Genomic DNA, 11,141 nt, shown 5'->3' on the forward strand with positions numbered 1-11,141 from the left:
TTACCTACCAAACGTAATTACCGAAAAGACAAACTGTATTGTAAATCCAATGGCACCTACTCCTCCAATTCCCAATAATACTAATCTGAGATGCTGTTGATACTCATCTTTGTCTGGCTTTTTTGCCATCTTCATAGTATTTGCCATGTTTTTCAAAGTCTGCTTCGGGTTCATTGCCTGAAATTAATAAGGTGTCCTTATATCTCTTATCTCATGGAGCTGCTAGTAGCTTATCGCGATGACCCTGCCGGATACAATATGGCAAATTTTCTTTCTCAAGAAATGAAAAAAGAAGGTGATATCTATCGTGGAAAATACTATGATTTGCTGATAATTCCAACTCCTGCAATTTCAGCTGATTGGATAGAAGAAAAATATGATTATGATGGATTTATTTTTCTATCAAAACATGCTGCAGAATCTGGAGTATTGGCACTTACCTGTCACAGTACTGGAAATTTCTCAGAAGCCAAGTTTGGTGGAAATGATAGACAGATTGCAGTACCACATCCATTTATCCAAAAAACATATCTTCAAACTTTATGGAAAAACAAATCCATTTTTTCTGATTTTCAAATTACTATAGAGGCAACTCATCATGGACCGACCGCATTATCAAAGCCTACAATATTCATTGAAATTGGAACCACTGAAAAGCAGTGGACTGATGTAACGCTATGCAATTCAGTAGCTACACTAGTTCATCAAGTGATGAGTGGTCACATCAAAGCATCACCCACTGCTATATGCTTTGGAGGAACTCATTATCCAGATAAATTTACAAATGAATTACTTGAAGGCAAATACTCCCTTGGAACTGTTGTGCCAAAACATGCCTTAGATAATATTGATGAAAATCTATTTTCTGAAATTTTATCAAAAAATAAAATGGCAACAACTGCTTTGCTTGATTGGGGAGGAATGGGTCCAAACAAACAAAAAATTCTTGAACTCCTAAAGACAACCAATCTTGAGGTAATTAGATTATGAGTCTTGATAAAAAAATTTACAAAAAATTACTTGAAGTACCAAAGGGAAAAATTACCACCTATGGAGAACTTGCAAAAGCAGTTGGTCTAAAAAATGGACAACGAGCAGTTGGAAAAATTATGAACAAGAATCCATATCCTGTAATTATTCCATGTCACAGAGTTATCAAATCCGATGGAAAGATTGGCGGATATGCATACGGTGAAGAAATAAAATCAAATATGTTATCAAAAGAGGGAATAAAGATTCAAAATGGAAAGATTTTGGATTTGGAAAATTCTATTTATCGATTCTAGCTTCTTTTTGCTATAATCTCTTCCATCAATAATCTAAGGTGTGCTTTGTTTCTTACAGTGTTTCCGCCTACCTTTTTGTATAATGCCCAAAATTCAGGATTTGTCAAGTCCTTTCTGTCTTTGGCAATCTTTAGTAATCTTCTAAGTGCGCGAACCTTTGCAACGTAGACGTCCTTCTTTCCTACTCTTGCACCTTTTCTACCTTTTTTGGAGCCTTGTGTTGTTCCTCTTTTGTGCTTTTGTGCTTTCTTCATTTGTGATCTGCCCTTTGAGGTTCCAACAATTGGTTTAATGGTAATTTTCTTTGCAGTGATTAAACTTCGAATGTTTTGTCTAGTAATTGCATCAGCTACATCATCTAGATGATCAGCGTCTAATCTAACTCTGTTAACTCCGACTCCTGTAACTCGTGCTACGAGTCTTTTTTAGCTTTAAGATTTACTACCAACAGTTCTCACTCTTGCGTTAAATATTTTGAACTTGCTTTCAAGTGCTTTTACTAGAATTTCTTTTCTCTTTTTAGTACCGACACCATGTCCAAATCTTATTCCGTCTGTTTTTGGATTAAGACTTTCCAAATCACTTAATTTGTAAACTAAATTATCTGTATATCCTGATGGATGTAATCCTTTAGCAATTTTTGGTCCACCATATCCGACTTTGACAAGTCCTGGACGACCTCTACCGCCTTTTAATTTTCTTTGATGATGATCAACTCCTTTTGGTTTTCTCCAATTGGTTTGTAATCTAACATAACGCCAGCTCTCTGGTCTGACAAAATCTGGATTGTGCCCTTTGATCTCTTCTCGTTTTGCTAGCTTCTCTTTATTGATCGGCATTAGATTGACTCTTGAAATTTTAAATAAATACGTTCCTAGATTAAAAAAGATCATCTTTTGGGAAAGAGATAATAAGGAAAATTGAGTCGGATCGAAATATCTCATGATCAAGCCTGGGATTCCTATGATAATTGTTAAGGGGTGCTATTACCTCTGATCGAAGTAGTAAGTACTCTCAAAGTTGATAAATTCTTATCTCAAATTCAGTCATTTGGAATTTCTCCCTCAAAGATACATCGAAATCTGAGCGTAGATGACCTAGTAAAAATCGCTGTAGAGAAAAAAGAAGGAGTAATCAATTCAACTGGTTCTCTTTCTGTCAATACTGGAAAATACACTGGACGTTCTCCAGATGATAGATTCATCGTTTATGATGATAAGACTCACAATACTGTAGATTGGGGTAAAGTAAATCACCAATTCCCATCTGGCAAGTTTGAGAAATTACTAGAGAAGATGAAATCTTTTGTAAACAACAAAGAGCTTTATGTCTTTGATGGATTTGTAGGAGCTGACAAAGACAATCGTTTACCAATTAGAGTGATAAATGATCATGTATGGCAAAGTCTCTTTGCAAGAAATTTGTTTATTCGACCAACAAATGAGGAGCTAGAAAACCACAATCCTGAGTTTACTATTTTGTGTATCAATAACTTTGAAGCAGTTCCAGCAGTAGATGGTACCGAGTCTAACGTTTTCATTATTATTGATTTAACTAGAAAAATTGTCTTAATTGGTGGAACCCAATATGCTGGTGAAATGAAAAAGTCAATGTTTTCTGTAATGAATTTCCTCTTGCCTGAAAAAGGAGTTTTTCCAATGCATTGCTCTGCAAATATTGGTAAAGATAATGATACTGCATTGTTTTTTGGATTATCTGGTACTGGAAAGACAACATTGTCAGCTGATCCAAATAGAAAATTAATTGGCGATGACGAGCATGGTTGGTCTGATAACGGGACATTTAATTTTGAAGGAGGATGTTATGCAAAATGTATCAATCTAAGTCAAGAGGCAGAACCTGAAATCTGGAATGCAATTAGACCGGGTGCTGTTTTAGAAAATGTTGTACTAAATAACAATCAACCAGATTACGATGATAATCTATTAACTGAAAATACTCGGGTTGCATATCCGCTTGATTACATCCCAGGTGCAGTTATTCCAAGTGTAGGTGGCCATCCTAAAGTAATTGTATTTTTAACAGCTGATGCATTAGGTGTTTTACCACCAATTTCCAGACTGACAAAAGAGGGTGCAATGTATCACTTTATGTCAGGTTATACAAGCAAGTTGGCAGGAACTGAGCGAGGAATTAAGGAGCCAAAATCCGTATTTTCTGAATGCTTTGGAGCCCCATTCATGCCTAGACCAGCTGCAGTATATGCTAAGGTATTAGGTGAAAAAATTACAAAACACAATACTGTCGTTTACCTAGTAAATACCGGATGGTCTGGTGGCCCATATGGTGTAGGTAAAAGAATTAAGATAAAATACAGTCGAGCAATGGTTACTGCGGCAATTAATGGCTCATTAAATATTGTAAAATACAAACATGATGATTTGTTTAATCTAGATATTCCAACCGAAGTACCAGATGTTCCTTCAGATATTTTGGATCCAAAAAATACTTGGACTGATAAAGACTCTTACAATCTTTCTGCTAAAAAATTAGCTCAAATGTTTGTTGAGAACTTTAAAAAGTTCCAAAATGTTGCACCTGAAATTATTTCAGCAGGTCCTGTGTATCACGCTTAGCTGATTTTATTTTTACAGCTCCAACAATTCCTATTATTGCTATAATTCCTACAACTATCGCTACTTGTCTTTGTGGAATGTCAATAATTTCAAAATCATCTCGAGTCTCATCAATTGAATTTGTAATGATGGTGCTGTATGCATCAAGTGTTTGGTCATTTGATTTTATTTTTGCTTCAATCCAATATTCTCCGTTTTGATTTATTCTCATTTTTGCATCCTTATTTGGTGTGGCAGTGATTACATCTGTTACCTCGGTATTACTTTTTGTCACTGAAATCTTTGCAAAATTCCAATCTGGATCATTAATTGTAAAAAACAACGAGTTATCATTTTGAATCACACCAATTGAAGCTTTAGTATAGTGAATTTGTATTGGAACTGTGTATTTTATTTTATCATGATTTATGAAAATTTTTTCTTGAAATGTTCCATAGTTTTCCCCTGAAATTTTAATTTTAACTGTTAAATTATTTTCTTGCAAAGAGTCTTCAACTTGAATAAATTCAGGACCCTCAAATGTTACATCAAGATTATCCAAAGTTCCATTAAGTAGTTTTAATTTTAATTCCTTTTCTGCCATTTTGTTATCTGATGATAAATTAACTACAAAATTTGGCGGGGTGATGATTAGCTTGGCATCAAATGCCTTTCCAAGATTTAGCCTGCCTGAACCAGTATCACTTAATGAAAATTCTGAACCATATGCGTCAGATACCCTCTCTGAAGTGGTCATGAGAAGTGATTTTATCTCATCATTTGTCATGGTAGGATACTTTTCTAATAGTAGAGCAACTGAACCACTCACATGTGGCGCTGCAAAGCTAGTCCCACTAGTAAAATTGTACCCGCCGTTTGTCTGAGTTGTATTGATGTATGCACCTGGTGCTACTAAATCAGGTTTTATATAAAATGGTGAAACAGGACCCCTTGAGCTAAAATGTGCGACAAAGTCTGGATTGTAAAACACATGTAAACTAGCTTTACTTTCACCAAGTTCTTTAATTTCAAGTCCTTCTTTTCTATCAATTGATACAACAGGAATTTGCGGCTTGTAGTTTGGCTCTATGAATTCATGAATTAATTGACCAAGAAAAATTCCAGGTTGGTTGTTGTAAACGATCATTGCCTTTGCACCAGCATTTGCTGCATTTTTTTCTTTAATTGAAAAATACAACATTTCACCTTCTACATCACTTCCTCTTTCTACAAGTAATATTGCATCAGTTGCATTGATCTTTTTTAGTTCTGCTTCTTTTCCATACCCTCCAAAAACAATTTTTCCAATAATTGGTTCATCAAGTTTTGCAGATCCTGTCATTGGAATTACGGTGTATGATTTTTCATTTACTTCAAGTGTTGCAATAAGACTAGATGTCAAGTTGTTATATGTTGCGCCAACTGTAATGGAGCCAGGATTTTTTCCTGGACTGCCAATTGTCTGAGGAATTGGTCCATCGTTTCCGGCCGCTGTAATTACAATAATTCCTTTTTGTAATGCATTATCCACTGCTTTATCGATATTGGAGTTTGTCTTGTTTACACCAAGGCTGATGTTGATAATGTCAGCATCATCTTCAATTGATTTGTTGATTGCCTTGATTATCAAATCAGATGATACTCCTTCACCGTCTTCTGAAACTTTGTAAGCTAGAATTTTTGAATTAGGGGCAACTCCTTTTAGAATTCCGTTTGCTGCAATTACTCCTGCAACTTGAGTGCCGTGACCGTTAGTGTCAAGTGGCGGTTCACCTTCATTTATGAAATTATATCCGCCGACGACTTTGCCATCTGGTCCAAAACCAAAAAGATCTGGATGATTATAATCAACTCCAGTATCGATTACTGCGATTTTAATTCCTGTTCCGTCAAATCCTTCCATTCTTGGAACATCACCTCCAATAAATGGAACGCTTTGTTCAATGTATGTGTGGAAATTATCATCAGGTAGTAATTGAAAAATAATTAAAGATGAAAAAACAACTACGATGCTTGCAAAAACTACCCCAAGATTCATAATTTTACGATATTTTTAGCAAGTAAAAACCAATTGTCTACTAAAGCAATAAATTGAATAAATATTGCATAACTTCTATGGGAAAATACACACTTCCACAAATACCATATGCTTATGATGCATTAGAACCTCATATTGACGCAAAAACAATGGAGATTCATCATACAAAACATCACCAAGCATACACCGACAAATTAAATGCTGCACTAGAAAGTTGCCCTGCTGATGTACAAAGTAAAGATATCTTAGACATCTTGTCTAACATCAACCAAGTACCGGAAGCACAACGTGGTGCCGTTAATTTCAATGGTGGTGGTTATGATAACCACAAGCTATTTTGGAACAACATGAAACCAAAAGGAGGCGGTGAACCAGGAGGAGCAATTGCGGATGCAATCAATAATTCTTTTGGAAACTTTGCAGCCTTTAAGGAGAAATTCTCATCCACTACTGCAGTAATTCAAGGAAGTGGTTGGGGATGGTTAGTATACAATCCTTCAACAAAGAAGGTTGAGTACAAATCTATGCCAAACCAAACTAGTCCAAGAACAGAAGGATTAGTTCCATTATTGGGCTGTGATGTTTGGGAACATGCATACTATCTGAAATATCAAAACAAACGACCAGATTACATTTCATCATGGTGGAATGTAGTTAATTGGGATGAAGTAGAAAACAGATACTCCAAAGTAAAATAAAGTTCTATCTTTATTTTTTTTATTATCATCATTTTTTAATCTGATTTATTTTTCAGAGTAATTTCCATGAATGAATTTATAACCATCTCAGGGTTGTTTGTTGTAAATGAGTGAAGAACAGGCCCAACACTTGATGCAGCAACTCCAAATGCTTGAGACTTACTATGGAGATTTATCACAACGTGAAGCTACACTTGTTAACGTCTTACGAGAGGCCATATCTGCAATTGAATCTATCAAAGCACTTCGCGAAAAACCAGATTCTGATAGTTTGGTACCAATTGGAATGGGAACTTATGTACAGACAAAAATTTCATCATCCAATAAAATAATTTTGAATGTGGGAGCTGGAATTGCTATGGAAAAAACTTATGATTCTTCAATAAACTATCTTGAAGCAAGAATAAAAGAAATTGAAGTTGCTATACAAGACACTACTGCGCGAAAACAAGATGCTATGGCTAGATTGGAACAAGGCAAAGAGCAAATGAATCAACTCATGCAACAAACATCAGAAGATCTTTCAGGATAAAATAATGTTTGATAAACTTCGTAATGCATTTTCAAATGCAGCGAAAAGTCTTGGGGAAAAAGAACTAAACGATAAAGACATTGAAGAAATTCTTTACGAATTAGAAATTTCTCTTATGGAATCTGATGTTGCAAGCGAAGTCATCGATACAATAAAATCAGATTTGAAAACTCAGTTACTGGGTTCCAAAGTAGACAAAAAAGAGATTGAAAAGTTTGTCAAAGACAGCTTGATCTCAAATATATCGTCTTTATTTGATGCTGCAGGTACAGTTGATCTCTTTGAGTTGATTAACGAAAAAAAGAAAACTGTTCAGCCGTTTCTGATTTTATTTGTAGGAATTAACGGAACTGGAAAAACTACATCATTAGCTAAAGTAGCTTACATGTTACAACAAGCAAAATATTCTGTGGTAGTTGCAGCTGCTGATACATTTAGGGCAGGAGCTATTGAACAGTTACGCGAACACACTAATCGTTTGAATCTAAAACTAGTTGCACAAAATTACAATTCTGATCCAGCTGCAGTTGCCCGAGATGCGGTTCTTTATGCAAAATCTCACAAAATGGATTGCGTACTAATTGATACTGCTGGAAGAATGCAAACAAGCAAAAATTTAATGGAGCAGATTGCTAAAATTACTAAAGTAGTAAATCCTGATTTTAAAATATTTGTAGGTGATTCTCTGGCTGGAAATGATACTGTAAATCAAGCTAGGGAATTTTTTGAGCATGTCAAATTTAACGGTTCAATTCTCACAAAAAGTGATGCTGATGCACGTGGTGGAGCTGCACTTTCTATTGTTAAAATTACATCTACTCCAGTGTTATACCTTGGAGTTGGACAGGAATATTCTGATCTCAAACCGTTTGACAAAGAAATCTTTCTAGAAACTGTATTTGGTTCCTTATCTGGCGTAGATCGAAAAGAAACTCCAAAACAAGAATTAGTTGAGAAAACAATTGTTGAATCAAAACCAGAACCTAAACCAGAACCAATTGTTGAATCAAAACCAGAACCAATTGTTGAATCAAAACCAGAACCAATTCCAGAATCAAAATTAAAACCAGTTCAAGTAATAAAACCAGAACCTAAACCAGAACCTAAACCAGAACCAAAACAAATTGAATCAGATGATCCATTTGAAGGAATTGCAGACAAAGACATTACAAAATATTCCGACTTGTATGATATTACTCCGCCAGAAAATGATGATGAGGCAACAAAACTTGGCAATGCAATCCGTCAATGGATTAAGCAGGGACGACCAAAACCTGGAGAAGAAAAGAAACAAGAATCAGATCAAGAGACAGATTCCAAGCACAAACAAGATAAAGAAGAAGAAAAGTCTAAAAAGAAAAGAGGTGTATTTGGATTCTTCAAGAAATGAAACTCAAAACTAAAAATTTACTCACTTTGGCAGAATTATTCCCTAAAGAATTTGTCGCATTAATTGATTATTCAATTGTTTTAAAAAAAGAATTAAAAAAAGGCAACAAGCCGTTGCTAAAGAACAAAACACTTGCAATGATTTTCCAAAAGCCATCAACTCGAACACGAGTAAGCTTTGAGACCGGAATGTTTCAACTTGGTGGACATGCTATTAATCTCTCATCACAAGACATGCAGTTATCACGAGGCGAAACAATAGAAGATACTGCAAAGACATTATCTCGATATGTAGATTGTATCATGGCACGAGTTTATGATCATAATTTACTTGAAAAATTATCTAACTCTTCTAGTGTTCCAGTAATTAATGGACTATCTGATTCATTTCATCCATGTCAAATTCTAGCTGACTTTATGACGATAAAAGAGAAGAAAGGAAAATTCAATGGACTCAAGATTGCTTGGATCGGGGATGGAAACAATGTGTGCAACTCTATGATTTATGGATGTGCATTATCTGGTGCAAAGCTGTCTATTGCAACACCTAAAGGATTTGAACCAGACAAATCAGTACTGAAAGAATCTGCAAAGTCAATTGAGATAGATCTAACAACTGATCCAATAAAGGCAATCAAAGATGCTGATGTAGTAGTTACTGATACATACACTTCAATTCATAACAACGATCAGAAACGAATCAAAAAGTTTCTTCCAAAATATCAGATCAACGATTCATTGATGAATCACGCCAATAGTAATGCAATCTTTATGCATTGTCTTCCAGCAAAACGAGATTATGAAGTTACATCATCAGTAATTGATGGACCTCAATCAGTTGTATGGGATGAGGCAGAAAATAGACTCCATACTCAAAAGGCTTTACTTGCTTCAATAATTCGCGCTTAACGTATATAAGAGCAGTTTCAAACTCGTGTTCTATAGATGGCCTATTCAAACATCCTCAGAAGACTGCGAGAGGAAAAAACTAATTATAAAAAACGTTCAACTCTACTGATAGGTAAGCACGATTTTATCACTGTAAATATTACTAATGAAAATACTCAAGTCCAAATTGTAAAGCCTGGCATGACTGGCGATAAGGTAATCGCTTCTGCTCACTCTAATTATTTGCTAAAAAAAGGTTGGAAGGGCTCAAGAAAAAGTATTCCTGCTGCATATCTTACTGGCTATCTTGCTGGAAAGAAAGCAATGGGCAAGGGAGCAAAAGATGCAGTACTATACACTGGTACTAGAAAATATACACAAAGAATGGCAGCTGCACTAAAAGGTGTTGTAGATGCAGGACTTAAAGTGCCTGCAGGTGCAGAAACTTTTCCACCAGAAGAGAGAATCAATGGCGAACATCTTACAGTAAAAAATGACACTTCAAAAATTAAATCTGCTATTGATAGCGAGGTCAAATAAAAATGAGTCAAACTGCACAAACTAAACCTGGTGGCAGAGGTGGACCTGGTGGCAGAGGTGGACAAAAAGTTTACGGTGGTGGAAAACCAACCAATGGACAATCTAGAAGACCAAGAAGAGAAGAAGAAGAAGAAGTTTGGATTCCAAAAACAATTTTAGGAAAAAAAGTTGCATCCGGCGAAATTAATTCTATTGAAGAAATTATTCAAGACGGTTTAAGAATTCAAGAAGCAGGTATTATCAAAAAATTACTTCCTGATTTGAAAAGTGAAGTAATTGATGTTGGTATTATTCAAAAGATGACATCAAACGGTCAATCAACAAGATTCAAAGCTATTGTTGCAACAGGAAATCAAAATGGTTACCTTGGTATCGGTCAAGGAAAATCAAAACAAATGAGAATTGCAATTGAAAAAGCAACAAACCAAGCACTACTAAATGTTAGTCCAATCAAACTAGGATGTGGAAGTTGGGAATGTAGATGTGACGAAAAACATTCTGTTCCATTTAAGATTAGAGGAAAAGGTGGAAGTGTTACAATTGAAATTATTCCAGCACCACGTGGATTGGGATTGGTTGCTGGTGGTAAAATTAAACGATTACTAGAGTTGGCAGGTCTTAAAGACGCATGGACAACTGCAAAGGGTTCTACTCCAACGATGAACTCTACTTCAAAAGCTATTTTGGACTGCTTAAAGCAGACATTTAGTCAGGGTTGATGTTAAATGGGTAGCGCATATCTTGTAGTTCGAATTAAAGGTCAAGCAGACTGTCCATATTGGGCAACTACTACAATGACATTGCTAAAATTAGATAAAAAATATCGAGCAACTATCTTACCTGCAAAAGATAACACATTGGGAATGCTAAACAAAGTAAAACACTATGTTACTTGGATTGAAATTGATGCATCTTTGGCAAAAGAACTAATCGATAAAAAAGCAAGAAAAGAAGGTTACAAGAAAATTACCTCAGCAGATCTTAAAGAATTAGGATTTGAAAGTTCTGATGCACTTGGCGCAGCACTTGCAGAAGGAAAAGCAACTCTATCTAAATTAAAACCATTAAAACCTTGGTTTGCATTATCTCCACCAAGATTTGGTTTCAAGAAAAGTACAAAAAAGATGTATGGACAAAAAGGAGTCTTAGGACACAACAACGATCTTCCAAAATTAGTGAGGAACATGATGTAAC

General features: G+C 35.3%; 13 protein-coding genes and 1 pseudogene. 10 read left to right on the forward strand and 4 right to left on the reverse strand.

Translation table 11 applies throughout. The annotated features are described in order from the left end of the window. Window positions 1–174: a protein translocase SEC61 complex subunit gamma gene (locus tag DSQ20_RS02215; RefSeq protein ID WP_048109392.1), complete on the reverse strand. Its 174-nt coding sequence runs from the start codon at window positions 172–174 to the stop codon at window positions 1–3. A gap of 39 nt (window positions 175–213) precedes the next feature. Between DSQ20_RS02215 and DSQ20_RS02220 the strand changes: the two genes are divergently transcribed. Next, window positions 214–990, forward strand: a complete 777-nt coding sequence (locus tag DSQ20_RS02220) for a D-aminoacyl-tRNA deacylase (RefSeq protein WP_179365868.1) — start codon at window positions 214–216, stop codon at window positions 988–990. Further along, complete coding sequence (locus tag DSQ20_RS02225) at window positions 987–1,286, forward strand: MGMT family protein (protein WP_007549780.1); 300 nt, start codon at window positions 987–989, stop codon at window positions 1,284–1,286. Before DSQ20_RS02220 ends, DSQ20_RS02225 begins: the two co-directional genes overlap by 4 nt. Here DSQ20_RS02225 and DSQ20_RS02230 read toward each other — a convergent pair. Next, window positions 1,283–1,734: pseudogene (locus tag DSQ20_RS02230) on the reverse strand (50S ribosomal protein L19e). The gene DSQ20_RS02225 and the pseudogene DSQ20_RS02230 overlap by 4 nt on opposite strands. Next, window positions 1,718–2,125, reverse strand: coding sequence for a 50S ribosomal protein L32e (locus DSQ20_RS02235; protein WP_179365869.1), 408 nt, complete (start codon window positions 2,123–2,125; stop codon window positions 1,718–1,720). The pseudogene DSQ20_RS02230 and the gene DSQ20_RS02235 overlap by 17 nt, the downstream one beginning before the upstream one ends. Window positions 2,126–2,326: 201 nt before the next feature. Here DSQ20_RS02235 and pckA point away from each other — a divergent pair, with 201 nt between their 5' ends. Further along, the gene (gene pckA, locus DSQ20_RS02240; RefSeq protein WP_179366291.1) at window positions 2,327–3,883 is read left to right on the forward strand and encodes a phosphoenolpyruvate carboxykinase (ATP); all 1,557 of its coding nucleotides are present in this window, start codon (window positions 2,327–2,329) and stop codon (window positions 3,881–3,883) included. Here the strand turns inward: pckA and DSQ20_RS02245 are convergent. Continuing rightward, window positions 3,852–5,900 (reverse strand): S8 family serine peptidase, encoded by a 2,049-nt coding sequence (locus DSQ20_RS02245; RefSeq protein WP_179365870.1) that lies wholly within the window; start codon window positions 5,898–5,900, stop codon window positions 3,852–3,854. The genes pckA and DSQ20_RS02245 overlap by 32 nt on opposite strands. A 77-nt stretch (window positions 5,901–5,977) precedes the next feature. Between DSQ20_RS02245 and DSQ20_RS02250 the strand changes: the two genes are divergently transcribed. The 7 genes from DSQ20_RS02250 to DSQ20_RS02280 all read left to right on the forward strand — a co-directional run bounded on the left by DSQ20_RS02250 (window position 5,978) and on the right by DSQ20_RS02280 (window position 11,140). Further along, window positions 5,978–6,598: a superoxide dismutase gene (locus tag DSQ20_RS02250; protein WP_179365871.1), complete on the forward strand. Its 621-nt coding sequence runs from the start codon at window positions 5,978–5,980 to the stop codon at window positions 6,596–6,598. 106 nt (window positions 6,599–6,704) lie between these two features. Beyond that, entirely contained in the window at window positions 6,705–7,130 is a 426-nt protein-coding gene (gene pfdA / locus DSQ20_RS02255; RefSeq protein ID WP_048109401.1) for a prefoldin subunit alpha, read from the forward strand. Window positions 7,131–7,134: 4 nt separating this feature from the next. Then, the gene (gene ftsY / locus DSQ20_RS02260; RefSeq protein ID WP_179365872.1) at window positions 7,135–8,520 is read left to right on the forward strand and encodes a signal recognition particle-docking protein FtsY; all 1,386 of its coding nucleotides are present in this window, start codon (window positions 7,135–7,137) and stop codon (window positions 8,518–8,520) included. Further along, on the forward strand, window positions 8,517–9,428 hold the full coding sequence (gene argF / locus DSQ20_RS02265; protein WP_179365873.1) for an ornithine carbamoyltransferase: 912 nt from the start codon (window positions 8,517–8,519) through the stop codon (window positions 9,426–9,428). The genes ftsY and argF overlap by 4 nt, the downstream gene beginning before the upstream one ends. Before the next feature lie 36 nt (window positions 9,429–9,464). Further along, on the forward strand, window positions 9,465–9,947 hold the full coding sequence (locus DSQ20_RS02270; protein WP_179365874.1) for a 50S ribosomal protein L18: 483 nt from the start codon (window positions 9,465–9,467) through the stop codon (window positions 9,945–9,947). Between the two features lie 2 nt (window positions 9,948–9,949). Beyond that, complete coding sequence (locus DSQ20_RS02275; RefSeq protein ID WP_179365875.1) at window positions 9,950–10,666, forward strand: 30S ribosomal protein S5; 717 nt, start codon at window positions 9,950–9,952, stop codon at window positions 10,664–10,666. A gap of 6 nt (window positions 10,667–10,672) precedes the next feature. Continuing rightward, entirely contained in the window at window positions 10,673–11,140 is a 468-nt protein-coding gene (locus tag DSQ20_RS02280; protein ID WP_179365876.1) for a 50S ribosomal protein L30, read from the forward strand. Window position 11,141 lies beyond the last annotated feature (1 nt).

It is taken from the genome of Nitrosarchaeum sp. AC2 (genome assembly GCF_013407385.1).
Classification (GTDB): Archaea; Thermoproteota; Nitrososphaeria; order Nitrososphaerales; family Nitrosopumilaceae; genus Nitrosarchaeum; species Nitrosarchaeum koreense.

What these genes read in the sequence shown, in the direction of transcription:
- DSQ20_RS02220 (WP_179365868.1), top strand. Translation starts at nt 214, where the DNA reads ATGGAGCTGCTAGTAGCTTATCGCGATGACCCTGCCGGATACAATATG.
- DSQ20_RS02250 (WP_179365871.1), top strand. Translation starts at nt 5,978, where the DNA reads ATGGGAAAATACACACTTCCACAAATACCATATGCTTATGATGCATTA.
- DSQ20_RS02280 (WP_179365876.1), top strand. Translation starts at nt 10,673, where the DNA reads ATGGGTAGCGCATATCTTGTAGTTCGAATTAAAGGTCAAGCAGACTGT.
- pfdA (WP_048109401.1), top strand. Translation starts at nt 6,705, where the DNA reads ATGAGTGAAGAACAGGCCCAACACTTGATGCAGCAACTCCAAATGCTT.
- DSQ20_RS02215 (WP_048109392.1), bottom strand. Translation starts at nt 174, where the DNA reads ATGAACCCGAAGCAGACTTTGAAAAACATGGCAAATACTATGAAGATG.
- DSQ20_RS02275 (WP_179365875.1), top strand. Translation starts at nt 9,950, where the DNA reads ATGAGTCAAACTGCACAAACTAAACCTGGTGGCAGAGGTGGACCTGGT.
- DSQ20_RS02270 (WP_179365874.1), top strand. Translation starts at nt 9,465, where the DNA reads ATGGCCTATTCAAACATCCTCAGAAGACTGCGAGAGGAAAAAACTAAT.
- argF (WP_179365873.1), top strand. Translation starts at nt 8,517, where the DNA reads ATGAAACTCAAAACTAAAAATTTACTCACTTTGGCAGAATTATTCCCT.
- ftsY (WP_179365872.1), top strand. Translation starts at nt 7,135, where the DNA reads ATGTTTGATAAACTTCGTAATGCATTTTCAAATGCAGCGAAAAGTCTT.
- DSQ20_RS02225 (WP_007549780.1), top strand. Translation starts at nt 987, where the DNA reads ATGAGTCTTGATAAAAAAATTTACAAAAAATTACTTGAAGTACCAAAG.
- DSQ20_RS02235 (WP_179365869.1), bottom strand. Translation starts at nt 2,125, where the DNA reads ATGCCGATCAATAAAGAGAAGCTAGCAAAACGAGAAGAGATCAAAGGG.
- DSQ20_RS02245 (WP_179365870.1), bottom strand. Translation starts at nt 5,900, where the DNA reads ATGAATCTTGGGGTAGTTTTTGCAAGCATCGTAGTTGTTTTTTCATCT.